25 protein-coding genes and 1 tRNA gene are annotated in these 25,608 nt (G+C 56.8%); 21 read left to right on the top strand and 5 right to left on the bottom strand.

The window, feature by feature from the left end:
* Window positions 1–21 precede the first annotated feature (21 nt).
* The 10 genes from mutL (at window position 22) to glnA (ending at window position 10,727) form a co-directional block, all read left to right on the top strand.
* Window positions 22–2,151, top strand: coding sequence for a DNA mismatch repair endonuclease MutL (gene mutL / locus KDN35_RS08510; protein WP_212132536.1), 2,130 nt, complete (start codon window positions 22–24; stop codon window positions 2,149–2,151).
* Entirely contained in the window at window positions 2,152–2,937 is a 786-nt protein-coding gene (locus KDN35_RS08505) for a class I SAM-dependent methyltransferase (protein WP_171564731.1), read from the top strand.
* On the top strand, window positions 2,934–3,893 hold the full coding sequence (gene miaA / locus KDN35_RS08500) for a tRNA (adenosine(37)-N6)-dimethylallyltransferase MiaA (RefSeq protein WP_171564732.1): 960 nt from the start codon (window positions 2,934–2,936) through the stop codon (window positions 3,891–3,893). Before KDN35_RS08505 ends, miaA begins: the two co-directional genes overlap by 4 nt.
* A gap of 29 nt (window positions 3,894–3,922) precedes the next feature.
* A complete protein-coding gene (gene hfq, locus KDN35_RS08495) occupies window positions 3,923–4,165 on the top strand; it encodes an RNA chaperone Hfq (RefSeq protein WP_171564733.1) in 243 nt (80 codons plus the stop codon).
* A gap of 144 nt (window positions 4,166–4,309) precedes the next feature.
* Entirely contained in the window at window positions 4,310–5,107 is a 798-nt protein-coding gene (locus tag KDN35_RS08490) for a DUF4184 family protein (RefSeq protein WP_212132535.1), read from the top strand.
* 69 nt (window positions 5,108–5,176) lie between these two features.
* On the top strand, window positions 5,177–6,133 hold the full coding sequence (locus KDN35_RS08485; protein WP_171564735.1) for an AAA family ATPase: 957 nt from the start codon (window positions 5,177–5,179) through the stop codon (window positions 6,131–6,133).
* A gap of 47 nt (window positions 6,134–6,180) precedes the next feature.
* Entirely contained in the window at window positions 6,181–7,473 is a 1,293-nt protein-coding gene (gene hflX, locus KDN35_RS08480) for a GTPase HflX (RefSeq protein ID WP_171564736.1), read from the top strand.
* An 8-nt stretch (window positions 7,474–7,481) separates the two neighbouring features.
* Window positions 7,482–8,759 carry a methionine gamma-lyase family protein gene (locus tag KDN35_RS08475; RefSeq protein ID WP_171564737.1) on the top strand — a complete coding sequence of 426 codons (1,278 nt, stop codon included), beginning with the start codon at window positions 7,482–7,484 and terminating at the stop codon, window positions 8,757–8,759.
* A 188-nt stretch (window positions 8,760–8,947) separates the two neighbouring features.
* The gene (locus tag KDN35_RS08470) at window positions 8,948–9,358 is read left to right on the top strand and encodes a MerR family transcriptional regulator (RefSeq protein ID WP_171564738.1); all 411 of its coding nucleotides are present in this window, start codon (window positions 8,948–8,950) and stop codon (window positions 9,356–9,358) included.
* A gap of 34 nt (window positions 9,359–9,392) precedes the next feature.
* Entirely contained in the window at window positions 9,393–10,727 is a 1,335-nt protein-coding gene (glnA, locus tag KDN35_RS08465) for a type I glutamate--ammonia ligase (protein ID WP_171564739.1), read from the top strand.
* A gap of 497 nt (window positions 10,728–11,224) precedes the next feature.
* Here the strand turns inward: glnA and KDN35_RS08460 are convergent, their stop codons facing one another.
* The gene (locus KDN35_RS08460) at window positions 11,225–11,449 is read right to left on the bottom strand and encodes a hypothetical protein (RefSeq protein ID WP_171566703.1); all 225 of its coding nucleotides are present in this window, start codon (window positions 11,447–11,449) and stop codon (window positions 11,225–11,227) included.
* A 361-nt stretch (window positions 11,450–11,810) separates the two neighbouring features.
* Here KDN35_RS08460 and KDN35_RS08455 point away from each other — a divergent pair, with 361 nt between their 5' ends.
* Window positions 11,811–12,299: a DUF456 domain-containing protein gene (locus KDN35_RS08455; protein WP_171566704.1), complete on the top strand. Its 489-nt coding sequence runs from the start codon at window positions 11,811–11,813 to the stop codon at window positions 12,297–12,299.
* Window positions 12,300–12,422: 123 nt separating this feature from the next.
* On the opposite strand, the gene lexA is transcribed toward KDN35_RS08455, so the two are convergent.
* The gene (gene lexA / locus KDN35_RS08450; RefSeq protein WP_171566705.1) at window positions 12,423–13,046 is read right to left on the bottom strand and encodes a transcriptional repressor LexA; all 624 of its coding nucleotides are present in this window, start codon (window positions 13,044–13,046) and stop codon (window positions 12,423–12,425) included.
* Window positions 13,047–13,265: 219 nt separating this feature from the next.
* On the opposite strand from lexA, the gene yneA reads away from it, so the two are divergent.
* The 4 genes from yneA (at window position 13,266) to KDN35_RS08430 (ending at window position 16,577) form a co-directional block, all read left to right on the top strand.
* Window positions 13,266–13,541 (top strand): cell division suppressor protein YneA, encoded by a 276-nt coding sequence (gene yneA / locus KDN35_RS08445; RefSeq protein ID WP_349290965.1) that lies wholly within the window; start codon window positions 13,266–13,268, stop codon window positions 13,539–13,541.
* A gap of 105 nt (window positions 13,542–13,646) precedes the next feature.
* The gene (locus KDN35_RS08440) at window positions 13,647–13,844 is read left to right on the top strand and encodes a DUF896 domain-containing protein (protein ID WP_171566707.1); all 198 of its coding nucleotides are present in this window, start codon (window positions 13,647–13,649) and stop codon (window positions 13,842–13,844) included.
* A 90-nt stretch (window positions 13,845–13,934) separates the two neighbouring features.
* Window positions 13,935–14,300, top strand: coding sequence for a fluoride efflux transporter CrcB (gene crcB, locus KDN35_RS08435; protein ID WP_171566708.1), 366 nt, complete (start codon window positions 13,935–13,937; stop codon window positions 14,298–14,300).
* 33 nt (window positions 14,301–14,333) lie between these two features.
* The gene (locus KDN35_RS08430) at window positions 14,334–16,577 is read left to right on the top strand and encodes a UvrD-helicase domain-containing protein (protein WP_171566709.1); all 2,244 of its coding nucleotides are present in this window, start codon (window positions 14,334–14,336) and stop codon (window positions 16,575–16,577) included.
* A gap of 79 nt (window positions 16,578–16,656) precedes the next feature.
* Here the strand turns inward: KDN35_RS08430 and KDN35_RS08425 are convergent, their stop codons facing one another.
* The gene (locus KDN35_RS08425) at window positions 16,657–16,959 is read right to left on the bottom strand and encodes a HesB/IscA family protein (RefSeq protein WP_171566710.1); all 303 of its coding nucleotides are present in this window, start codon (window positions 16,957–16,959) and stop codon (window positions 16,657–16,659) included.
* A 242-nt stretch (window positions 16,960–17,201) separates the two neighbouring features.
* On the opposite strand from KDN35_RS08425, the gene KDN35_RS08420 reads away from it, so the two are divergent.
* A tRNA-Ser gene (locus tag KDN35_RS08420) sits at window positions 17,202–17,294 on the top strand.
* A 312-nt stretch (window positions 17,295–17,606) separates the two neighbouring features.
* Here the strand turns inward: KDN35_RS08420 and KDN35_RS08415 are convergent.
* Window positions 17,607–19,040 carry an amino acid permease gene (locus KDN35_RS08415; RefSeq protein WP_212132534.1) on the bottom strand — a complete coding sequence of 478 codons (1,434 nt, stop codon included), beginning with the start codon at window positions 19,038–19,040 and terminating at the stop codon, window positions 17,607–17,609.
* 321 nt (window positions 19,041–19,361) lie between these two features.
* Here KDN35_RS08415 and KDN35_RS08410 point away from each other — a divergent pair, with 321 nt between their 5' ends.
* Window positions 19,362–19,556 carry a hypothetical protein gene (locus KDN35_RS08410; RefSeq protein WP_171566712.1) on the top strand — a complete coding sequence of 65 codons (195 nt, stop codon included), beginning with the start codon at window positions 19,362–19,364 and terminating at the stop codon, window positions 19,554–19,556.
* A gap of 18 nt (window positions 19,557–19,574) precedes the next feature.
* On the opposite strand, the gene KDN35_RS08405 is transcribed toward KDN35_RS08410, so the two are convergent.
* Window positions 19,575–20,309, bottom strand: coding sequence for an alpha/beta hydrolase (locus KDN35_RS08405; RefSeq protein WP_171566713.1), 735 nt, complete (start codon window positions 20,307–20,309; stop codon window positions 19,575–19,577).
* A 306-nt stretch (window positions 20,310–20,615) separates the two neighbouring features.
* Between KDN35_RS08405 and pdhA the strand changes: the two genes are divergently transcribed.
* The 4 genes from pdhA (at window position 20,616) to lpdA (ending at window position 25,583) form a co-directional block, all read left to right on the top strand.
* Window positions 20,616–21,701, top strand: coding sequence for a pyruvate dehydrogenase (acetyl-transferring) E1 component subunit alpha (gene pdhA, locus KDN35_RS08400; RefSeq protein ID WP_171566714.1), 1,086 nt, complete (start codon window positions 20,616–20,618; stop codon window positions 21,699–21,701).
* 3 nt (window positions 21,702–21,704) lie between these two features.
* Complete coding sequence (locus KDN35_RS08395) at window positions 21,705–22,685, top strand: alpha-ketoacid dehydrogenase subunit beta (RefSeq protein ID WP_171566715.1); 981 nt, start codon at window positions 21,705–21,707, stop codon at window positions 22,683–22,685.
* Between the two features lie 100 nt (window positions 22,686–22,785).
* The gene (locus tag KDN35_RS08390; RefSeq protein ID WP_171566716.1) at window positions 22,786–24,165 is read left to right on the top strand and encodes a dihydrolipoamide acetyltransferase family protein; all 1,380 of its coding nucleotides are present in this window, start codon (window positions 22,786–22,788) and stop codon (window positions 24,163–24,165) included.
* Window positions 24,166–24,170: 5 nt separating this feature from the next.
* Window positions 24,171–25,583: a dihydrolipoyl dehydrogenase gene (lpdA, locus tag KDN35_RS08385; protein ID WP_212132533.1), complete on the top strand. Its 1,413-nt coding sequence runs from the start codon at window positions 24,171–24,173 to the stop codon at window positions 25,581–25,583.
* Window positions 25,584–25,608 lie beyond the last annotated feature (25 nt).

Here is a 25,608-nt window from a genome sequence, read left to right as displayed (position 1 = left end):
GCCGATCCAAGGAGGAGATCGATGGGACACATTCAAGTGCTCGATGAGCATCTCGCCAATATGATCGCTGCCGGTGAAGTGGTGGAGAGGCCGGCTTCGGTCGTGAAAGAACTGGTGGAAAACGCGGTGGACGCCGGAGCTAGCGCGATCGAGGTGCACGTGGAAGAAGGCGGGCTGCAGCTCATCCGCGTGGTGGACAACGGCCACGGCATGGACCGGGAAGACTGCCAGCTGGCCTTTGAACGGCACGCGACCAGCAAGATTCGCACGACACGCGACCTGTTCCGGATTCGCACCCTGGGGTTTCGCGGCGAGGCCCTGCCCAGTATCGCCGCTGTCTCCCGGATGGAACTGACGAGCAGTCCCTCCAGCAGCCAGGTGGGGACGCGCCTGACGATCGAGGGCGGCCAAATTACGAACATTGCCGACGCCGCCACAGTCAAAGGGACGGATATTTGCGTGCGTGACCTGTTTTACAACACGCCGGCCCGGTTGAAGTACATGAAGTCGATCGCCACCGAAATCGGCCATATTTCCGACTACGTCAACCGGCTGGCGCTGACGTACCCGTCCATCGCCTTTACCCTGACGCACAACGGCAAAGTGCTCCTGCAGACCTCCGGTGACGGCAAGCTGCTGCACGTGATGGCGGCGATATACGGCGTCCAGGTGGCCAAGCTGCTGCTGCCGATCAGCGGGGAGACACTGGACTTCCGCTGGACCGGCTTCGTCTCCAAGACGGAAATGACGCGGGCCAACCGCTCCTATCTGTCCACGCTGGTCAACGGCCGGTACGTCCGCCACTTTGGCCTGAACAACGCCATCCTGCGCGGTTATCACACGCTGCTGCCGATCGGGCGCTATCCGATCGTCACGCTTCAGATCGAGATGGACCCGTCGCTCGTCGACGTCAATGTCCATCCCGCCAAGCTGGAGGTTCGGTTCAGCAAGGAAGATCAGCTGCTGGGCGCCATCGAGCGTTCCGTCCGGGAGACGCTGCGTCAGGGGCTGGAGATCGTCCGGCCGATGGCAGCCGAGCGTAAGGCAAAAGTGGTGGAACAGGTGGTGCAGCCGCAGTTTGACCTGCAGCTGCCCAAACCGGGAGCGGCGAGCAGCCAAAGCATCTCCCGTGCCGTCGATCTTGAGGCCAGTCCGCGTCTGCGGGAGTGGTTGGCACGGCAGGAGGCCCCGTCACAAGCGCGCTCCCCGCGGCTGGGCGGAGATGCGCCAGCTGACGCCACGGTCGTAAAGGAATCGGGTGGGGAGTACGCGGGTCTAGCACAGGAGCGGCCTGCATCCGTTCCGCTGCAGGGAAATGCGGCAGCGGGAGAATTGACTGCAACTTCAAAAGCACTCGGCACGTCTCATAGAGAGGGCAGCGCGTCGGCCGGTACAGACGGCGGGCTGGAAACACCTGCAGCCGATAATCATTCGGCTTCCCTGGTGCCGGCAGAAACCGCACCGATGACGGCAGATGGCCTGCAGACAGAGCAGCCTGCTGTCCAGTTCCCCGCTCCCGAGGCGGAACCAGCCGCTGCACAGCCTGACGGCGATAGATCGGCCGTGCCCCTGCTTTTTCCGGTCGGACAGGTACACGGCACCTACATCGTGGCGCAGAACGATAACGGCATGTATCTGATTGACCAGCACGCCGCGCAGGAGCGGATTTTCTACGAGTATTTCATGGAAAAACTGAAGCAGGAGAGCGTCGCCAGCCAGATGCTGCTCTTTCCCCACACCGTGGAGTGCACGGCTCAGGAAGCGGTGAAGCTGGAGAAAAAGCTGCCCCTGCTGCGTTCGTTTGGCCTCGATATCGAGTCGTTTGGCGGTCGAACGTTCATTGTGCGGGGCCATCCTCACTGGTTTCCGGAGGGCAGCGAACTGGAAGTGATCGAAGAGCTGATCCAGTTTGTGCTGGAGACGGGCGAGGCGGCTGAAGCAGACATACGGGCGATGCGGGAGAAGGCGGCGATCATGATGTCCTGCAAGGCTGCCATCAAGGCCAACCGCTATCTGACCCATGCGGAGATGGAAAGCTTGCTCAATACGCTCCGCGAAACGACCAGTCCGTTTACATGTCCGCACGGCCGGCCGATCATCATCCACTTCTCCACATACGATTTGGAGAAAATGTTTAAACGGGTGATGTAGATGCTGATTACCACCGGACTGAAACCCAGCGAGGAGACGCGCCGCCACGCAGCTGAACTGGCTGCACAGTTTGGCCTGCCGGTCATCGAGCGGGGCGATTGTTCGATTGAGGAGCTGCGCCGGCGCTACAATGAGGCGGAGGTGCTGATCGTCACCGCCAAAGGGGTCCGCCTGGAAGCAGAGGGAAAGAGCCCGTTCTTTTTTCATCCGAACACGGCCGTCTTTCGTATAAAGCGGATGGAGCGCGGCGATACTGATACTATGCTTGCCGCTTGCCAAATTCAACCAGGTGACAGCGTGCTGGACGCCACACTCGGCCTGGGTGCCGACGCGATCGTCTTTTCCCATGCTGTCGGCCGAACAGGCAGGGTGGTCGGGATTGAATCCGAAAAGCACATCGCGATACTGGTCGCAGACGGATTGCGTCACTATCCGACCGACTCAGAGGCGCTGCGCGAGGCGATGGGCCGGATCGAGGTGAGACACGGCCACCATCTCGACATCCTGAAAGACCTGCCGGACCGCTCGTTTGACGTAGTTTACTTCGATCCGATGTTTGAGCGGACGGTACACGACTCCACCGGGATTGCCGGCATTCGCGAGCACGCCAACATGGCCCCGCTGGATGCGGAGGCGGTGGCGGAGGCGCTCAGAGTTGCCAAACGGCGCGTCGTACTGAAGGAAGGCAAAGCGGGACGGTTGTACGAGCGGTTCGGGTTTACCCCGTTTCGCACGCGCGGCCATCAGGTCGTGTACAGCTATAAAGAGACAGATGGAGGGGAGTGACTTTGCCACCAAAGGAAAAACTGGTCGTGATCGTCGGCCCGACCGCCGTGGGCAAGACGGAGCTGAGCCTTGAGCTGGCCGAATGCTTCGACGGCGAAATCATTTCCGGCGATTCCATGCAGGTCTACCGCGGCATGGATATCGGGACGGCCAAGGCGACGCCGGAAGAGCGGGCGCGCGTGCCGCACCACCTGATCGACATTATCGATCCGGATGAAGAGTACTCTGTGGCGCTGTTTCAAAAAGCGGCGACACGGCTGATCACCGAGATAAATGCGCGCGGAAAGCTGCCGTTTATCGTCGGCGGCACCGGCCTCTACATCGAGTCGGTCACCCACAGCTTTCAATTCGCCCAGGCGGAGCAGGACCCGGAACTGCGCAGCCGGCTGCAGCGCCTGGCCGAGACGGAGGGAGCGGAGGCCCTTCATCGACGGCTTGCCGCGATTGATCCGCTGACAGCGGAACGGCTTCACCCCAACGATGTGAAACGGGTGATTCGCGCTTTGGAAATTTATGAATTGACCGGCACCAAAATGTCTGATTTTCAACATCGGGCCCAGCATTCCCCGTACGATCTGCTGATGATCGGATTGACGATGGAGCGGCACGTGCTGTACGAGCGCATCAACCAGCGCGTGGACAAGATGCTGGAAGCCGGTCTGGTGGACGAGGTGCGCCGTCTGTTGGATCAAGGGTACGGCTCGGCGCTGACGTCGATGCAGGGGCTGGGTTACAAGGAATTGATTCCGTATTTGTACGGAGAGATCACGCTGGAGAAGGCGGTCAACGACATCAAGCAGCGGACCCGCCATTTTGCCAAGCGCCAGCTGTCCTGGTTTCGGCGCATGTCGGAGGTGCAGTGGTTTGATCTGACCGATCCCGCCGAGCGTCCGAAGATCGTCCAAACAATCAAGCAGATATTGGCAGGAAAGTTTCAGCGATTGCCGAATATATAACATACAAGTCCTTTTAGGGGGTAATGAACATGAAACAGTCGATCAACATTCAAGATACGTTCCTGAACCACTTGCGGAAGGAGAACATCGCTGTCACCATCTACCTGGTAAACGGGTTTCAACTGCGCGGCTACATCAAAGCGTTTGACAACTTTACCATCGTGATTGACAGCGAAGGTAAGCAGCAGCTTGTATACAAGCATGCCATTTCCACGTTCACGCCGCAGCGTCCCGTGTCGCTCATGTCTCAAGACAACAATCAGCAAGCATAGCGTCACACCAACGAAGCCGGGATCTTAGCCATCCGGGCTTTTTTCACTGTCAGGGACAGGTTTACTGGTTCCGGCACGCAAAAAAACAGGTGCAGCAGACAGGATGAAACAGCCTATAAGTTTACATAAAATATCTTATGGAGAGTGGGTTCTTTGCCGTTCACGTTTGCCCACCCGGCGATCGTGCTGCCCTTCTGGCGCGTTCGCTGGCTGTCTTTTACCGCACTGGTCTTTGGCAGCATGGCGCCCGATTTTGAATACTTTTTCCGGTTGAGGCCGTACAGCGCGGTCAGTCATACCCTGGTCGGCCTGTTTGTGTTTGATCTGCCGCTCAGTTTTCTGTTGGCCTTACTTTTTCACCGCATCGTCAAGCGCCCCCTGGTCGCCTGCCTGCCCGCCCCGTTTGACCGGGGGCTGGGATACGCTGCGGCCAAGCCTTGGATGATCGGTTCGCTGCGCGATGGGCTGGTCTTTTCCTATTCGGCGGTAATCGGCAGTCTCACCCATATCGTCTGGGACGCGTTTACCCATCAGGGGGCGTTCATGGTCAGCCGCCTGCCGCTTCTGCAACAACGGGTGCCGCTTCCTTTGGCGGGCTTGGACATACCCTTCTACAAGCTGCTGCAGCACGGCAGTACGCTCATTGGCTTGTCGCTGATTGCGCTGGCACTCTGGCGGATGGTGCATCGCGGGCAGGCAATGGTGGTCGGCGGGAGACGTCTTTTGGTCCGGATAAAATGGCTGTATTGGCTGGGTGTGGGCGGATGCGGCCTGTTCGCGGCTGCCGCGTGGGTATGGAGCGCTGGCGGCGCATGGACGATGGCGCGTCTGCTGGGCGGCGTCGTGCCGTTTCTCTCCGGGTGCATGGCCGGACTGCTGGTCATGTCATGGTTTTTCAACCGGATTGGCCGGGCGGGTGTCCACAGGTATACGTCCCTGTAGAAAAAAATGGGCAGGTCTGCCAGCCCCATGCGTATACTTAATGTATGACCATGAGGCAGGTGATCGCTGGTGAAACCGTCGGGCAATCAACCGCCGGCTGATTCCGTGACAGACAAGGCTCCTAACCGCATCCAGGTAGTCTTTCGCCGGCCGGAAAAGGTCAAACGTCCGGAAACATTGGCCGACAAGGTACGCACTACCGCACCCGGCAATGTGGCCGCCGCCTTCGACGAGCTGGAGCGACTGATCGGTTTGCGTGAAGCCAAAAAGCTGATGTACGAGATCCACGCGCTGCTGAGGGTAAACAAGGAGCGGGAAAAACACAACCTGAAGCTGGAGAAGCAAGTCTACCACATGGTGTTCAAAGGAAATCCGGGCACCGGCAAGACGACGGTCGCCCGCTTGTTTGGCAAACTCTTTCGCGAAATGGGCATTTTGAGCAAGGGACATCTGATCGAAGTGGAACGGGCCGATCTCGTCGGCGAATTTATCGGCCATACCGCGCAAAAGACGCGCGAGCTCATCAAAAAGGCGCTTGGCGGCATCTTGTTCATCGACGAGGCGTACTCCCTGGCGCGCGGCGGAGAAAAGGATTTTGGCAAGGAAGCAATTGATTGTTTGACAAAGGCACTGGAAGACCACGGCAATGATTTTATCTGCATTCTGGCGGGCTACACCGATGAGATGGATGCATTTCTGGAGCTGAATCCCGGATTGCCTTCCCGCTTTCCCATTCAACTGCGGTTTGCCGACTACACGGTAGACGAACTGATCAGCATTGCCGAGTTGATGGTGGAGGGAAAGGAATACAAGCTGTCACCCTCCGCCAGGGAAAAGTTGCGACACCATCTGATGCGCAAGCGCAACGATGTGTTTGAAGTCAATTTCAGCAACGCCCGCTATGTTCGGAACGCCATTGAACAGGCCATCCGCAGACAGGCAGTGCGGCTATTGGACGTGGCGGAACCGACGCGCGACGAGGTGATGACGCTGCTGCCGGAGGATTTTGTCTGGCCCGCTTCCTGACAACCGGATGAATTGTGGTATGATAGGGTGGGAAAGGACGTGAATACGTGGACGATGTGATCAAACGTGTTGAAACAGCCATTCTGGTCGGCTGTTTTTTGGATAACCGCGATGCGGAGCGGGCACGTCTCTCAATGGAGGAACTGCACGAGCTGGCGCGGACGGCCGGCGTCGACGTGCTTGACGTGGTCACCCAAAACCGCGAGCGCATCGATCCCGCCTGGTATCTGGGCAGCGGCAAGATACAGGAGATCGCCCACCGCGCGCAGGAACTGGACGTGGATCTGGTCATCTTCAACGACGAGCTGTCGCCCAGTCAGACCCGCAACCTGGACACGGTGTTCGACTGCAAGGTAATCGACCGCACCCAGCTGATCCTGGACATTTTTGCCGGACGGGCGCAGTCCCGGGAGGGCAAGATCCAGGTGGAACTGGCCCAGTACAATTACCTGCTGCCGCGCCTGGCGGGACAGGGCAAGCAGCTCTCCCGCCTGGGGGGCGGGATCGGCACGCGCGGGCCCGGGGAGACCAAGCTGGAGAGCGATCGGCGCCACATCAGACGGCGAATCAGCGAACTGAAGCAGCAGCTGGCCGACATCGTGCGCACCCGCCAGCTTCACCGGGAGCGGCGCAAGAAAAACAGCGTCTATCAAATTGCGCTGGTCGGCTACACCAACGCCGGCAAATCCACGCTGTTAAACCGGCTGACCTCCGCGAACACCCTGCAGGAAGACAAACTGTTTGCCACCCTCGACCCGACGACGAGGCAGCTTTCCCTGCCAAGCGGCATGGAGGTGCTGCTCACGGATACCGTCGGGTTTATCCAGGATTTGCCGACAACGCTGGTGGCTGCTTTCCGCTCTACGCTGGAAGGCGTTCAGGAAGCTGATCTGATCCTGCATGTGGTGGACAGCCACCATCCCGATCTGGAAATCCACATGGAAGTGGTGGAGCGCATCCTGCGTGAGCTTGGGGCGAACGAAATCCCGCAGCTCGTGGTGTTCAACAAGGCTGATTTGATACCCGAGGGCACGTACTTGCCGCCGGTGGACGATTCCATTCTCATCTCCGCGCTGCGAGATGAAGACTTGCAGCGGCTGTTGGAGCGCATCGAAACGTACGTCTACGCTTCCTTTGACCGGATCAAGCTGAAAGTGCCGGTAGAGCGCGGAGACATCGTGTCGCTGCTGCACCGCGAAGGTATCGAGATGGAGCAGACGTTTGACGAAGCGAATGCCGCGTATCTGATTACCGTACGCATCAACCGGGACCATCCCATCTACGGGAAAGTTGTCCCGTTTCTCCTGGACAAGCCAGAGATTGCAGAAGAGAGTTGGTAGGAACGACAATGTTTTCATTATTCACCCATGGAGAACGGCTGCGCCCGATCGTGCAGGAAGTCGAAGCAATGATTGCCGGGCGGCATCAGGAGATTGCCGCCCTGGTCGACTACAACCAGTTGAAGGTGCTCCGTTCGTTTCAGAAGCATGAAGTAAACGAGTTTCACTTTGCGCCGTCGACGGGATACGGCTACGATGACACGGGCCGTGCGACGCTGGAAGCGATTTATGCGGACGTGTTTGGCGGGGAGGCGGCCTTGGTCCGGCCGCACATCATCTCCGGCACGCACGCGATCGCCATCTGCCTGTTCGGCCTGCTCCGTCCCGGCGACGAACTGCTGTACATCACCGGCAAACCGTATGACACGCTGGAAGAAGTAGTAGGTGTGCGCGGCGAGGGACAAGGCTCGCTGAAGGACTATGGCATCGGGTACCGCTATGTGCCGCTGACGCCGGAGGGGGAAGTTGACTTTGCCGCTGTGGCCGAGGCGATCACCCCGAATACAAAGGTGATCGGCATCCAGCGTTCCCGCGGATACGCTGATCGTCCGTCGTTTACCATCGCCAAGCTGGAAGAGATGATTCGCTTTGTCAAAGGGCGGAATCCGGAACTGATCGTCTTTGTGGACAACTGCTACGGAGAGTTTACCGAGGAGCGGGAGCCGCTGCAGGTGGGCGCGGACATCATGGCAGGTTCGCTGATCAAAAACCCGGGCGGCGGTCTGGTCAAGACCGGCGGATACATCGTCGGCAGACAGGACCTGGTGAAGCTCGCTTCCTACCGGATGGCCGCTCCCGGCATCGGCGCGGAGGGAGGAGCGTCGCTGTACTCCCTGTTGGAAATGTACCAGGGCTTTTTCCTCGCTCCTCATGTGGTTGGCGAAGCGCTCAAAGGGGCGATTTTTTCATCCGCACTCTTGGAGCGGCTGGGCTTTCGGACCAATCCGCTGTGGCACGAGCCGCGCACCGACCTGATCCAATCGGTCGAATTTGGTTCGGCGGAGCGATTGATCGCGTTTTGTCAGGGCATCCAGAAGGCGGCACCGGTCGATTCCCACGTCACCCCTTATCCGAGTGACATGCCCGGATACGCCGATCCGGTCATCATGGCGGCCGGCACGTTCATCCAGGGGGCGAGCATTGAGTTTTCCGCAGACGGCCCGATTCGTCCGCCGTACCTGGGCTTCGTGCAGGGCGGTTTGACCTACTCCCATGTCAAGGTGGGCATCCTGACCGCGCTGGACCTCCTGTTGGAAAAAGGGCTGCTGGAACTGCCGAATACGTAGGCGTCGCAGACCGGCGTGAACGAGTCAATTGCCTGCAAACGGGGAGCGTTGCAAGAGACGCTTCCCGTTTTTTCGCGTTGATTTGCCGAAAGATGCATCATTTTGTGTAATCTTTTCTAACATCCATTGACAGGATTCTTAATAACGCATACAATACAATCAAGGATTGAGAAGAGGAGGGACACGTCATGAGTGATGACATTCGTCGAAACATGGCTCTCTTTCCAATCGGGATCGTCATGAAGTTGACCGATCTGACCGCCCGGCAAATCCGTTATTACGAGCAAAACGGACTGATTCAGCCGGCACGTACGGAAGGGAAGCAGCGACTCTTCTCCTTTAACGACGTCGATCGCTTGCTGGAAATCAAGGCGCTGATCGAAAAAGGACTCAACATCGCCGGCATCAAGCAGGTGCTGCAGATGCAGCAGTCCGCCGCGGAAAAGACGGAGATCACTGCCACTTCCGAGGCCAAGCGGAAGGAAATGTCCGAAAAGGAACTGCATCAGCTTTTGAAGCAGCAAATCATGTTTAACAACGCGACTCGCCACGGCGAGAATGCGTTGATACGTGGAGAGCTTTCGCGCTTCTTCCACTAATACAAGCCAACAAACGCGATAGGAGGAGAGAAACGTGAGCAAGTACACCAAGGAAGACATTTTGCGTCTGGCCCATGAGGAGGATGTCAGGTACATCCGCCTGCAGTTTACCGACCTGATGGGGGTCATTAAAAACGTGGAGATTCCGCTCTCCCAACTGCCCAAGGCACTGGACAACAAAATGATGTTTGACGGTTCGTCCATCGAGGGCTTTGTGCGTATCGAGGAATCCGACATGTACCTGGTGCCGGATCTGGATACCTGGGTGGTTTTCCCGTGGGGCACCGAGCACGGCAAAGTGGCACGTTTGATCTGTGACGTCTACATGCCAGACGGCACCCCGTTTGAAGGGGACCCGCGCTATATCCTGAAACGTGCACTGAAGGAAGCAGAAGAGATGGGCTTCACTGCTTTTAATGTCGGTTCGGAACCGGAGTTTTTCCTCTTCAAGATTAACGAGAAAGGGGAACCGACACTCGATCTGAACGACCAGGGCGGTTATTTTGACTTCGCGCCGCTCGACCTTGGTGAAAACTGCCGCCGCGACATCGTGCTTACCCTGGAAAAAATGGGCTTCGAAATTGAAGCATCCCACCACGAAGTAGCACCGGGTCAGCACGAAATTGACTTTAAATACGCCGACGCGCTGCAGGCGGCTGACCAAATCGTCACCTTCAAACTGGTGGTGAAAACCATTGCCCGTCAACACGGCCTGCATGCGACGTTCATGCCGAAGCCGCTGTTTGGCGTGAACGGTTCCGGCATGCACGCTCACCAATCTCTCTTCCGCAACAAAGAAAATGCGTTCTACGACGAATCTGATCCGCTGGGCCTCAGCCAAACGGCTAAACACTACCTGGCCGGCATTCTGCACCATGCACGCGGATTTGCCGCCATCACCAACCCGCTGGTAAACTCTTACAAGCGTCTGGTGCCCGGCTATGAAGCGCCGTGCTATGTGGCCTGGTCGGCGAAAAACCGCTCCCCGCTGGTACGCATCCCGGCTTCCCGTGGTTTGAGCACGCGGATTGAAGTGCGCAACCCGGACCCGGCTGCAAACCCGTACCTGGCTCTCGCTGTCATGCTGAAAGCAGGGCTGGACGGCATCAAGAAAAAACTGGAGCTGCCGCCGTCGGTGGACCGCAACATCTACGTGATGACCGAAGAAGAGCGCGAAGCTGCCGGCATCGAAAGCCTGCCGGCAACCCTGAAGGAAGCGATCGACTGCCTGAAGGCCGATCCGGTCATCTGCGAAGCGCTGGGTGAGCATGCCCTGGTACACTTCACCGAGGCAAAAGAAATCGAATGGGATATGTTCCGTACCCGCGTCCACGATTGGGAACGCGAACAATACATGAACACCTACTAATCAGCGAACCCCCTTTGCCTGTTGGGGCGGGGAAGTTCCGGGAGTGGGGCCGAGTGATGGCCCTGCTCCTTTTTGTTATTTTTGAGGACGAGGGCGTATGGGCTCCAGAGAGCAAAAAAAACAGCAGCCCCATGGCAGGGGCTGCACAGCGTGTAGACAAAGTCCGCGGCACATGGGAGATCAGGCCCGCTCGCTTGCTTGACGCCCAGCACAGAAGCGAATGATGTCCGCTCCAAAACGAGACGCGGGCAGGGGACAAACATCTGGGTATTTCGAGGAAGTGAGACTTGTGTCCCCTGTTGATTCCCGCGTCTTCGTTTTTCAGCTGAGCAGGTCGTCAAAGGAGCTCGCTTGGCCCATCCCGCCATGCGATGAACATTGTCTTCCGCTTCGGTTGATGAATAGGCAGGCCTTTCGGCCTGGAGATCATTTTTTGTGGACGCTAACTCAATGAACCGTTTGTCTTCAGTCTGAGCAGCCCCATGGCAGGGGCTGCGTTATGATTGTTCGTTTTCCAAACGTTTCTTTTTCACCCATTCATTCCAGTATTCAACTTCCTCAGCGCCTTCACCTAAAACTTCAATTTCGCCTATACAATATTCACAGATGTAATAGATTTCTCCATCGCGGAGAATGGAGCACTTCTTTGGTCTCAAATGCTCGATTTCGCACCAAAAAGAAAGTTTCTTGCAATGTTCGCATCTTATATCATCGTCTTCCATATTACTTTTGTACCTCCTAAGTATTAATCGACCGTACACTTACAGACGTATTCCAAAGAATACATTAACCATAATGATAAAATATGTCAATTATTATGATTTATGGAAAAAGAAAAATCTGTTTATTTTTACTGATACGTGCATACTGACCAAGATGAGTCATGTGAAAAACGAATCCAGGCAGTGATAAACCAGTAATCCGCTTGCTTTCCAGCACGGATGTGAATATGAAATGGAACCGCATGGGGCCGTGTAATTTTGCAGCCTGGCTGGCTTCTGCAAAAATGTGGACGAGAATATATAGAAGGATGCAACGATTGGCGAGGTAATCCGTATATCCTAAGAGAAAGGAGTGTGCCCGATGGAAATACTGCTGTGGATTGTCATCGTGGCGTTGTTTGTCGCAAGCATCGCCGGTATTTTTCTTCCGGTTTTGCCGGATACGATTTTGCTTTGGGCCGGGTTTTTGCTGTACCACTTTGTCCTCGCCGAACCGGGGGCCGGGCTGCCGGCGTCGTTCTGGTGGGGGATGGTGGTGCTGAGTGTGCTGCTGTACGGCGCCGATTTGCTGACCAACATGTACTTCGTGAAGCGGTACGGCGGTTCCAAGTGGTCGTCGATTGCAGCGGCGGTCGGTATCTTTCTCGGGATTTTCCTGTTCCCGCCGTTCGGGATGCTGATCCTGCCGTTTTTGTTTGTGGTGTTGGTAGAGCTGTTCGTATCCAACCAGCCGTTTGAACGGGCGATTAAGGCGGGGGTGGGATCGCTCGTCGGATTTCTCGGCAGCGCAGTCGTCAAGGTCGTCCTGCAAATCGTGATGATCATCTGGTTTTTCATCGCCGCCCTGTAGATCATGCTCCAAGGGGGCGAGATGCAATTCCTGCACCGGATCGTGCCGGTCTGACAGCGCCATAGAAAAAACGAGCCCGTATCTTTCGACGATGGTCGGGAAAGATACGGGCTATTCGTTTTCCTAGTGAATCAACCGGTACACTCCGATGACTTTTCCCAGAATGGTGACCGAGTCCAGGATGATCGGCTCCATCGTGGAATTCTCCGGCTGCAGGCGGAAGTGGTTTTTCTCCTTGAAGAACCGCTTGACGGTGGCTTCGTCCTCATCGGTCATCGCCACGACAATGTCGCCGTTGTTGGCCACGTTTTGCTGGCGCACGATGACGTAGTCGCCGTCGAGGATGCCTGCCTCGATCATACTGTCACCCGACACGCGAAGCATGTACACCTTGTCCGAGGTGACAATGTGTTCCGGCAGGGGGAAGTAATCCTCCACGTGTTCCACGGCCGTAATGGGCTGCCCGGCCGTTACCTTCCCGATGACGGGCACTCGCACGACGGATACTTCATAGTCATCCTGATAGCGGTCGCCATCGGTCAACAGCTCAATCGCGCGCGGCTTGGTGGGGTCGCGCCGGATCAATCCTTTCTTTTCCAGACGGGCCAGGTGACCGTGGACGGTGGAGCTGGAGGCCAACCCGACGGCCTCGCCAATTTCACGAACGGACGGCGGATATCCCTTGTCGCGGACTTCCTTGCGAATGAAATCGATAATGGCTTGTTGTCTGCTGGATAGCTTGGACATGGACCACACCCCTGTTTTCTCGAACATGTTTTCTATATTGTACCATGGGATCTTGCGTTCGACAAACGTTAGTTCGATTTCGCTTGACACAAAACACATGTTCGCATTATGATGAAAACAAGAATATAGAACGTATGTTTGCAGGGGGATGGTATCATGCATGCTGTATCCGCACACAACCGTTTCACCAAAAAACAGGAGCGCCATAGCCGCACTGGTGTGAGACGCGGTGGGGCATTGATCTTTTTCGTGGTATTCTCTCTCTTTTTTTACTTCCTGACAGAACTTGTGTTCGCATCGGAGTCGTCGTCGATCGTGCCTGTGAAGGTAGTGACCGTTCAGAAGGGTGACAGCTTGTGGAAAATTGCCGTTGAGCACCAGGACGAAGCCGACATGGAGGTGCGCGAACTGGTGTACGCGATCAAAAAGATGAACCGACTGGACAACTCCGACATATACCCCGGACAGCGCTTGGCTGTTCCCGTCGGAGAGTAGACGGCAGCCAAGACAGCGGGGCAGGCCAGTGTATATCCTTTCGCTTGCGTTGTGCCGCCGATGTGTTATAATAGAGCGGCATTACAGAGAGTAGGGGGAGAGGCTGTGGTAACCGACGCGGAAATCAAACGGATCAACGAGTTGGCCAAGAAATCCCGCGAACAAGGCCTGACCGACGATGAAAAACAGGAGCAGCAGGCACTGCGGCGCAAGTACATCGACGCTGTCAAGGCGTCCCTGCGGGCTAACCTGGAATCGATCCGCTATGTGGAAGATCTTGAGGACAACGGTCCCAAACATTAAGATAACGTGTACTGGCACAAAAAGGCATCCACGCGCTTCGCTTGGATGTCTTTTTCTACGACGAAACGGAGCGAACAGGGAGGAATGCGCATGTCGTGGCTTGCTGTGGCAGTGGGGGGCGCTGTCGGATCAATCGTGCGGTATGGATTGGGCCTGGTGCTGAATCAGCCGGGCTGGCCGGCAGGTACGTGGGGAGCCAATGTTGTCGGCTCGTTTTGCATCGGTCTTTTGTACGCCTGGGGAAAGGAGCGGGGGTTTCTCCCGCCGGAGCTGTACCTGCTTTTTACCACCGGGCTGTTGGGCGGCTTTACGACCTTTTCTACCTTTTCTCTGGAGGTCATCACCTTTTTTGGCGACGGGAACATTGGACGCGGATTGGCGTACGTGCTGCTCAGCGTCGGCATTGGGCTGTTGGCCTGCGGAGCCGGAGTCTGGCTGGGCCGGCATGTGGGCTGACGCCAGCGCGATTGAAGCGAAGGGAGGATGGACGTGACGATTCGGCATCCCGATTACGAACAGGAACAAAAGCGGCTGGATGAAACGGTGTCCGCCATTGAACGGGAGATCGAGATACTGCGCGAGGAAGTAAGGGAAGTGACCGACGACTACGTGAAGCAGGTGGTCGGGTACAAAAAGGCCAAGGAACTGCGGTATCTGGAAGACCAGGGGAAAGACAAACCTTACTTCGGCCGGGTGGACTTTCTCAAGGATGAGACATACGAACTGGACATCGTCTATATCGGCAAGCGCGGCATTGTCCGCAGCGATACGTTTGATGCGCTGGTCGTGGACTGGCGGGCTCCGATTGCCAGCCTGTACTACAGCGGCGAAAGCAAGGACGCCTTCTACCGGACCGACAAGGGCATCGTCCGTGGAGAAGTTCGCCTGAAGCGCAACTTTGCGATTGAGAAGGGAAAGATTACCGGCATCTACGACGGGGCGGTCAAGGAGACGATCCGCCGGGGTATCGGCCATCCCGACGAGTTTCTCGAGGAAGGGTATATCGATGAGTTCCTCGCCGCCAATCTCAACCAGACCAACGACAGTCGGCTGAAGGACATCGTGGCGACCATCCAGTCCGAACAAAACGACATCATTCGGGCGGACAAAGACCGTCCCATCGTCGTCCAGGGGGTGGCCGGGAGCGGGAAGACCACCATCGCGCTGCACCGCCTCTCCTACCTGATCTACAACTACCAGGATACGATGATGTCGAAAAAATTCATGGTGTTTGCGCCGAACCGCCTGTTTCTGAACTACATATCGGACGTGCTTCCGGAACTGGGGGTGGATGACGTCCAGCAGGCCACGTTCTTGGACTGGGCGGCCAAGCTGGCCAAGCCGCTTCTGCCCAAAGGCTGGCGCATCACCGACCCGCAGAAGCTGCTGCGCCTGTTTTTCGAGGAAGGACAGGACCGGCGGGAACGGGAGATGACGCAAAACCGCCTGCGGTTCAAAGGCTCGCTCGCCTGCAAGGCTGCCTTGGATAACTATCTGCGCTATCTGGCGGAGACGGAAATCCCGTTTAAAAAGTTGAGCTTTGTCTACAGCCGGACCCAACAGGTCTTTTCCATCAGCGGAGAGACGATCCGGGAACTGTTTACCGGCCAGTTCGGCCACCTGCCCTACCGAAAGCGCCTCGAGGCGCTGCGCAAGCATCTGAAGCAGGAGATGAACAAGCAGCTGTTTGCCCATTTGCGCGAGATGCGGATTGATTTGGACAAACAGGGTTTGACAAGGTTTGAGCGGATGATGGAACAGATTCTGGAGAAGTACTTGTCGTCCTTCCCGCAGGTGGATGTATTCGCGGCGTACCGGAAGCTGATCACGGATGAGACGCTGCTCAGACGCCTGGCGCCGGATGGCGTGGAGGACAGCGTCATTGCGGACGTCTGTCAATCATCGGAGGCGCTTTTTGCCAACGAGCGGATCGAGCCGGAAGACGTGGCGCCGCTGTTGTACCTGCGCCATCTGGTGGACGGGCTCGAACAGGCGGGGCAGTTCGACCATACGGTGGTGGACGAGGCGCAGGATCTGAGCGCCTTGGAGATTGCCGTGATCGCCCTGGTGACGAAGCGGCAGTCCTTGACCGTGGTGGGCGACATCGCACAGGGCATCCACGGCTACCGGGGCCTGCAGACGTGGGACGAATTGACAGGCGGTGTGTTTGTCCAGCCTCCCGCTGCGTATTACACGCTGGCGCAAAGCTATCGGTCCACGATTGAGATCATGCGCTGTGCCAACGAGGTGCTGCGCAGGATTCGCCTGCCCGAGTCGGTGATGGCCAGGCCGGTGCTGCGGCACGGAGAAAAGCCGAAGATGCTGTCGTATGCGGCTCCGGCCGAAAAATGGGAACAAACGGCACGGCTTGTCCGGGAATTGCAAGAAGAAGGCTTTCAGACCGTCGCCATCGTCACCAAGACAGCCGAAGAGAGCAAACAGGCGCACAAGGCGCTGCGCGGCGCGATCAGCGAACTGGTCCTGCTCGGCTCCAAAGACAGCCGATACCCCGGAGGTGTAACGGTCATGCCGGCGTATCTGACCAAAGGGCTGCAGTTTGACGCAGTGATCCTCTTGGATGTGGAGCGATACACGGACAGCGAGTGGGACGCCAAACTGCTGTACGTGGCGATGACCCGTCCCGTTCACCGGCTGTTGATCCTGCACGAAGCGGGCCGAATCAGCCCGCTGCTGTGCGATGTTCCCGACGAGTTGTTGTCCGTTACATCATAGAAACGCGTTGTTCAATTTTGCTAAACAAAGAAAAGAGCTCTCTGCGCAGGTTGTCGTGCAGAGAGCTTTTTCGTTGGAATCAGTGATCCCCGTGATTGCCTTTGGACGGATTGGTGATGACGTAGCCTTCTTCCGGCAGGTACAGGTAGTCAATTTTTACGCCATCCAGCAGCGGCTCGTTTTTGTTGACGATCACGTCGATCTCCTTGTCGGTGGAGACGACCTCGTCGTCGGCACCGGGCTTGTCCAGCGCCAGGCCGTAATGGGCGTGGTCGCCGTGCTTATGCGTGATGTAGACGCGCAGTTTCAGCTCTTTGTCTTCTTCTTGATCCAGCACAGCTTTCAATTGCTTCGCAGCGTTGCGGGTGATTTTTACCTTCATGCGGGGCAGTCTCCTTACTTGTAAAAGTGTCTTCTTCATCTTACCAACAGAAAAATCGCTGTGCAATGCGCAAAGTGTGAAACGTCAGCAAGACGCGTGTGATCAAGCGCATCGCCCTGACGAAGCAGCGGCGGAAACGTGCAGCCTGTGTCCATCCTGCTGCATATTTTTTTTGCCTGAAATCCACGAGCCCTCTTGATTTGCTTTAAAAAACAGGGTATACTATCACTCGTCACGAATACGGATGGGTGTCCGAGTGGCCGAAGGAGCACGATTGGAAATCGTGTAGGCGGTGTTGAGCCGTCTCGTGGGTTCAAATCCCACCCCATCCGCCATTACGCGTACACCATACGTCTTCCGGAAGCGGGAGGCGTTTTTTTGTTCCTTTTTTTGTTCATCAGTGTGTAGACAAAGTCTGTGCCGCATGGGTGATGGGGCCCGCCCGCTCTCTTGACGACCAGCAAGGAAGCGGAAAGCGTCCGCTCCAAAACGCGACGCGGGCGGGCGGCAAACAGCTGGGTAGTTCGGTCTCCACCTTTGATCAATGTGCAGGCCTTGCAGCCTGGGACCGATGGGAAGATCAGTTTCTTCCTTAAATATCGTAAAAAAAGGCATGCCCTGATGGACATGCCTTTTTTCTTTATATATCACTGTAGTTCGGTGCTTGCCTGCGGCGAGGGAGTGCTTACTGTCGTCTGTCGCGGCTTCATCACCGGATAGAGCAGCAGCCCGACTGCGTAGAGAGCCAGTCCGAACAGCAGCGTTTTCATGTCGGCTGTCCCCGTCTTGATGACCCAGAGCGAGAACAGCACAGCCAGCACAGCCACCACACCATCAAAGAGGCGTGCGGCCGGCTGCCGTTCATACGTCTGACCGACAACCACCAGCTTCAGCTGGAAAATGGCAGAAGCCAGATAGGGCAGGAGGATGGCCAGTGTTGCCACCGTGATGACAAAGTGGTACGCTTCGGCAATCGTGCCGGAGATCGTCGAAAAAATGAACAGTTGCGACATGAGATTCGTAACGGTCAGCGAGCGAACCGGACTCCCGCTGGCGTTTACCTTGGCAAACGAAGCGGGGAACATGCCGGCGCGGGCCGCTTGAAACGGCGGCTCTGCTCCGATCAGGAGCCAACCGATTGTGCTGCCGATCAGCGAAATGATGGCCAGCACAGCCATGACGATCCCGCCGGTGCTGCCGATGACTTGGGACAAGGCGTCTACCAGCGGCTTGTCCGACACGCGCAGTTGTTCGAGCGGCAGGACCCCCATCGTCAGGAAGGTGATGCCCATGTACAGGACGAGCGAAATCAGCAGCCCGGCGATCGTGGCCGACCGCACGTCACGTTGGGAACGGGCCCGGCCGGAGAGGACCACGGCCGATTCAATCCCGATGAAGGCCCACAGTGTAGCCACCATCGCCATGTTTATCTGACCGGGCAGATCGTACACTGCACCGTTTTTATCCGTGATCGGGGCATAGAAATCGCCCATGTTGGTTGCATTAAAGGCAAACAGGCAGACGACGATAAACAGCACGAATCCCAATACCTTGGTGGCGGTGGACAGGAAGTTCAGCTTGCCGGCGCCGTTCAGCCCCTTCACCAGCAAGGTGTGGAAGCCCCACAACAGCGCGGTGCAGACGAGAAATGTCGTGAACTTTCCTTTTTCCACCGGAAAGGAAAAGAGCGAGAACAGGACGGTTTTGTCCTGCATAATCGGGAAAAATGCGGACAGATACCCGGCAAACGTGGTGATAACAGCGACATTGCCCGCCCAGTTTGCCACCCAGTACCCCCAAACCATGCTGAAGCCGGCAACCTTTCCGGCGCGCGGATTATCAAACATGGCGCGGGCGTAGCTCTGCGGGCCGGCAGTCAAATCGGGCCGGCGGACGGACAGGTTGCCGAAGACGAGCGCGATCATCAGCACGCCAAACCCGGTCAGCAGCCAGGCGAACAGCACAGCGAGCGGACTGGACGCTTGCACCAACGTGTTGGGCAGCATGAAAATGCCGGAACCGACCATGTTTCCCACCACGAAGGCGGTCAGCAGCCAGAAGCCCCATTTTTGCGAACTCATTGGAATCCCTCCACAGTCATGAAGTCATACCTTGATGTCAGCCCATCCGTAAAGGCGGGGTCCCGGCCGTACAAAACCGGACAAGCGGGAATGTGTGCAATAGAACAGTGACGTACCCGCTTCCGCATAAGGTTTTACCATTTTACTTGTTTAATTATTTAATTGGATAAAGTAAAACGAACGTTAAAAAGTATAGCAATGTTGAAATTGACCGTCAACAAGAAATGTGCGGGAGGAGGGCGTCCGCTTTCGGGGAGTAAATCGCCCGAAGCGAGCAATACTATAGGTAGCCAACAATAGGGAAAAGAAAGAGGGATGACGATGATTTCCCCCAAACAGCGCCAGTTGGTGCAGCGTCAGATGCAGCGGGACGAAAGCAGGATCGTCAACATTGTGTTGAGTGACGCCAGACAGGTGGCGGGTGAAATTGAAAAAGCCACCCATCAGGGTGTATACCTGACGGATGGCAGCTACTACCCGTATGCGGATATTCGGGAAATCAACGGATTGTACTGAGGGAACGCGACGCCGTTTTTACAGCGGCAGGGCGGGAAAAAAGTGGCGCAGACCGTCCGGCAGTTCCTTTTGCCACAGTCCCCAAACGTGGTTACCCGGTTTTTCGCGATACGACACGGCAGCATGCTTTTCCATGAGCGACTGCCGGGCGGCGCGGTTCCACTCCACAAAATCAAATGTGCCGATATGTGTCTCCACAGCAGTTTCCTCCAGCCCGACCACCATCCAGATGTCCAGCCAGGAGAGAGTGGATTCCTGAGCGATCCGATCCAGAGTCGGCTGGAAAAAAGCGCCGGAGAGAGACAGCACGCGTGTAAACAGATCAGGACGGTCCAGCGCGATGTGCAGGGAGACTGTTCCACCCAGCGAGTCGCCCGCCAGGACGCGGGATTTTGGATCGCGACGCACCGGATAACGCTCCTCGATGTAGGGGAGCAGTTCGTCTGTAAAGAAGCGTTTGTATCCGTCATGGCGCGAACCGACGGGGGAGTATTCACTCGTCCGTTTGCTTCGTTCCACGGATACGCCGACGATGAGAAACGGCTCCACCCCATCTTCCAGGATCAGTTGATTGGCGATGGTGGCAATCCGGCCCATGGTAAAAAAATCGTTGCCGTCCTGGCAGTAGACGACTGGATATGAGAGCAGTTCGTTGTATCCGGGCGGAAGGTATACCTTGACGGAACGGGGAGTGTCCACGTGAAGGCTGGGCACTTCTTCTTTGACAATTGTACGTTTTACATAGTCGGACATGGCGATCCGCCTCCTAAGTGCAGGAATTTCCGAACTTAGCCTTGAAAAAAACTGATACAGATTTTATAGTAAATGATAACAGCAAGGAAATAAACCCTGTAATATCAATAGTATAACACGTTAAACAGATGATTGTACTGAGATATAACAGGGTGTGCGATCGTGTTTGTAAGCACTTTCAGCACAGGTGAAATTTCCCCAATGTTTTTTAGGCAGTTTTCCCTTTCTGCACGAGCGCGGCTTGGTTGCGCCGGTGTCGGTGAGGGGCTGTCTCGTTTCCACGATACCAGTGACGAGGTGAAAGTGATGAGTGTGAAAACTGCTGTTGAAAAAACAGGCAACAACACCCCGCTGCAAATCCTTGCTCCAGACGGTACGGTTGTTCGTCCTGACCTGATGCCCAAGCTCTCCGATGATGAACTGCGTGAACTGATGCGCAGAATGGTCTTTACCCGTGTGTGGGACCAGCGTGCCATCAGCCTGAACCGTCAAGGCCGTCTCGGCTTCTACGCCCCTGTGGCCGGTCAGGAAGCGTGCATGATCGGATCGGAAGCGGCCCTGTCCAAAGAAGACTTCATCCTGCCGAGCTACCGCGACATCCCGCAAATGGTGTGGCACGGCTTCCCGCTGTACAAGGCGTTCCTGTACTCCCGCGGGCATATTGAAGGCGGCCGCATCCCCGAAGACGTCAATGTGCTGATGCCGCAAATCATCATCGCAGCTCAATGTACCCAAGCTGCCGGCGTTGCCATGGGGTACAAGCTGCGCGGCGAAAAGCGCGTGGCCATCACCTACTTTGGCGACGGTGCTACCTCTCAGGGCGACTTCTACGAAGGCATGAACTTTGCCGGCGTCTACAAACTGCCGGTGATCTTCTTCTCGCAAAACAACGGCTACGCCATCTCCGTTCCGTTTGAGAAACAAACCGCTGCTGAGAATATCGCGGTCAAAGCGGTTGCAGCCGGTATCGCCAGCGCGCGTGTAGACGGCATGGACGTCTTGGCCGTTTACCACGCTGTCCAAGAAGCGAAACAGCGCGGCATCAACGGTGAGGGCGCTACTCTGATCGAGGCGCTTACCTACCGCTATGGTCCGCACACCATGGCCGGCGATGACCCGACCCGTTACCGCACCGGGGAAGAGCAAGGCGAGTGGGAGCAAAAAGACCCGCTGATCCGCTTCCGCAAGTTCCTGGAAAGCAAAGGTCTGTGGAGCGAAAAAGACGAAGAAGCCGTCATTGAAGAAGCGAAACAGGCGGTTGCCGACGCCATCAAGAAAGCGGACGAAACGCCGAAGATGAAAGTGAGCGAACTGATCGACGTCATGTTTGAAACACTGCCGCCGGCGCTGGAAGAGCAGAAGGCAGAATATCTGGCGAAGGAGTCGAAGTAAGCCATGGCACAAATGACTATGATTCAAGCCATCACGGATGCATTGCGCTGTGAACTGAAGCGCGACGAAACCGTTCTCGTCTTCGGGGAAGACGTAGGGAAAAACGGTGGGGTCTTCCGCGCGACAGAAGGTCTGCAAGCTGAGTTCGGTGAACATCGCGTGTTTGACACGCCGCTGGCAGAGTCCGGTATCGGCGGTCTGGCCGTGGGTCTGTCCGTCAACGGCTTCCGTCCGGTTGCGGAAATCCAGTTCTTTGGTTTTGTGTTTGAAACCTTTGACGCGATCGCGTCCCAGGCTTCCCGGATGCGCTACCGTTCCGGCGGGCGCTTCCACAGCCCGATCACGTTCCGCTCCCCGTTTGGCGGCGGCGTGAAAACTCCGGAGCTGCACGCTGACTCGCTGGAAGGCCTGATTCTGCAGACGCCTGGCGTGAAAGTGGTCATCCCGTCCAACCCGTACGATGCAAAAGGGCTGTTGATCTCCGCGATCCGCGACAACGATCCGGTCGTGTTCCTGGAGCACATGAAACTGTACCGCTCCTTCCGTCAGGAGGTGCCGGAGGGCGAGTACACCATCCCGCTGGGCAAGGCCAATGTGGTGAAGGAAGGCAGCGACGTTACCATCATCACCTATGGCGCCATGGTTCATACCAGCCTGAAAGCGGCGGAAGAGATCGAGAAGGCGCGCGGCGCGAAAGTGGAAGTGATCGACCTGCGCACCATCAATCCGATCGACATCGACACGATCGTGGAATCGGTGAAAAAGACCAACCGTGCCATCGTCGTGCAGGAAGCGCAAAAAACTTCCGGCGTAGCTGCCGAAATCATCGCTCAAATCAACGAACGCGCCATCCTGCACCTGGAAGCGCCGGTGCTTCGCGTGGCCGCGCCGGATACGGTATACCCGTTCGCGCAGGCAGAAGACATCTGGCTGCCTGATGTAAAACGCGTCGTGGACGGCCTGACGCAAGTTCTCGACTTTTAACGATTGAACTGCACATGCGGCGGAAAGATCAGCTTTCCGCCTTCTTTAGGCACACCTGTGAGCGATTACGTCGGAGCGTTTATTTTAAGGAGGAGATAACGTGAGTCGTTTTACATTCAGACTCCCGGAGCTTGGCGAGGGCATCCATGAAGGCGAAATCGTCAAATGGCACGTGAAGCCGGGGGATACCGTTGAAGAAGACCAAGTAATCATGGAAGTGCAAAATGACAAGGCGGTCGTGGAAGTACCGTCTCCGGTCAAAGGGAAAGTGCTGGAACTGAAAGTGACCGAGGGCACCGTTTCCGTCGTCGGCGATCCGCTGATCGAATTTGAAGTCGAAGGCGAACTGCCCAACCTGCCGGATCACGGTCATGGAGAAGCTCCGGCTGCGGCCGAGCCCGCAAAAGAAGACAAGATGGAACCGGGCTGCGACATTGGCTCCCAAGTAAGCGCCAACGCCAACCAGCCGATCGACACGCCGATGGCGCAGGCGACTGCAGCAGCAGCACCTGTAGACCGCAAACACGTGCTGGCAACGCCGTCCGTGCGCAAATACGCGCGGGAAAAAGGCGTTCAGCTCGCACTGGTGCCAGGCACCGGCAAATTGGGCCGCATCACGCGCGAAGACGTAGACCGCTTCCTCGCAGGCGGCGCGGCACCCGCACAAGCTCAAGCTGCCCAAGCGCAGGCTGAAGCGGCTGCACCTGCAGATCAAGCGCCGACCGGCGTACAGCAAGCGGCTGCTGCACCGACCGTACACTACACTGCACAAGCAGGCGAAGTGGAGGAGCGCGTTCCGCTCAAAGGCATTCGCAAAGCCATCGCCAAAGCAATGGTCAAATCGGCGTACACCGCTCCGCACGTTACCATTTTCGACGAAGTGGATGTCACCGAGCTGGTGGCCATGCGCAAGGAAGCCAAACCGCTGGCAGAGGAGCGCGGTGTAAAACTGACCTATCTGCCGTTCATCGTCAAGGCGGTCGTGGCCGGACTGAAAAAGTTCCCGGAACTGAACGCTTCCATCGACGAAGAAAAACAAGAGATCGTCTACAAAAAGTACTATAACATCGGCATTGCCACTTCCACCGACGACGGTCTGTTGGTGCCGGTTGTCAAAGCGGCAGACCGCAAATCCATCTTTGAAATCGCCGGCGAAATCAGTGAACTGGCGAAGAAATCGCGCGAACGCAAGGCGACGGCAGACGAGCTGAAAGGCTCCACCTTCAGCATCACCAATATCGGTTCCGCTGGCGGCATGTTCTTCACGCCGATCATCAACTACCCGGAAGTTGCCATTCTCGGTGTAGGCCGCATCAGCGAAAAACCGGTAGTGAAAAACGGCGAAATCGTGGTCGGACAAGTGCTGTCCCTGTCGCTCAGCTTTGACCACCGCCTGATTGACGGCGAACCGGCGCAGCGTTTCGTCAACTACGTGAAGCAGCTCCTGGAGAATCCGACGCTGCTCGTCATGGAGGGATAACAACAATGGTAGTAGGGGAATTTACCACAGAAGTTGACGTTCTCGTCATCGGCGCCGGTCCGGGCGGTTATGTGGCGGCCATTCGCGCCGCCCAACTGGGCAAATCCGTCGCCGTGGTGGAGAAAGCAGACCTGGGCGGTGTGTGCCTCAATGTCGGCTGCATTCCGTCCAAAGCAATGATTCACGCCGCTCACACGTATGAGCATGCTCAGCACACGGCGAACATGGGCATTACCATGGAAAACGTAAAAGTGGACTTCGCCAAAGTCCAGGAATGGAAAAACGGCATCGTCAAGCAGTTGACCGGCGGCGTTGCTTCGCTGTTCAAGGGCAACAAGATTCAGGTAATCCCCGGCGAAGCGCTGTTTGTCAACGAAAACGAAGTACGGGTCTTCCACGGTTACGACGTGAACCGCTACCGTTTTAACCACTGCATCATCGCGACGGGGTCCCGTCCGATCGAACTGCCGGCGTTCCCGTTTGGCAAGCGCGTGCTCTCCTCGACGGAAGCCCTGTCTCTGACGGAAATTCCGAAGAGCCTGGTCGTAATCGGCGGCGGCTACATCGGAATTGAGCTGGGTACCGTCTTTGCCAAGTTTGGCACCAAGGTAACCATTTTGGAAGGCTCTGACCAAATCCTGCCGGGATTCGAGCCGGAGATGACCCGCCTGGTAGAACGCAAGCTGAAAAAGCTGGGCGTGGACATCAATGTCAAAGCGCTCGCCCAAGGCATGGAGGAAAAGGAAGACGGCGTGGTCGTCACTGCGGAAGTAAAAGGAGAGCAGAAGCAGTTTGATGCAGAATACGTGCTGGTAACCGTCGGCCGCCGTCCCAACACGGACGAACTGGGCGTACGCGACATCGGCATGAACCTGACCGATCGCGGCTACATTGTGGTGGACAAACAGGGCCGCACCAACATCCCCAACGTCTACGCGATCGGGGACATCGTTGCCGGTCCGGCTCTGGCCCACAAGGCGTCCTACGAGGGCAAAGTAGCGGCGGAAGCAATCGCCGGTCTTCCGTCCGAAGTGGACTACAAGGCCATCCCCGCTGTCGTTTTCTCCGATCCGGAGATCGCCAGCGTCGGGATCAGCGAAAGAGAAGCCAAAGAACAGGGCATCGACTACGTGGCGGGCCGCTTCCCGTTTGCCGCGAACGGCCGCGCGCTGTCTGTCAATGCCGGTGAAGGCTTCGTGAAACTGATCGCCGAAAAAGGCACCAACCTGGTGCTGGGCGCCCAGATTGTCGGACCGGAGGCGTCCAACATTATCGCCGAAATTGGTCTGGCCATCGAGATGGGAGCGACGCTGGAAGACATCGAGCTCACCATTCACGCTCACCCGACCCTGGGCGAAGTGACGATGGAAGCTGCGGAACTGGCTCTCGGCCATCCGATTCACGTGCTGAACAAGTAAACGCACAACATGCCCTGCATCAGCA

This window comes from Brevibacillus sp. NL20B1 (genome assembly GCF_018195675.1).
In the GTDB taxonomy this organism is placed as follows: domain Bacteria; phylum Bacillota; class Bacilli; order Brevibacillales; family Brevibacillaceae; genus Brevibacillus; species Brevibacillus aydinogluensis.
This window is presented reverse-complemented; position numbering and strand designations above follow the sequence as displayed.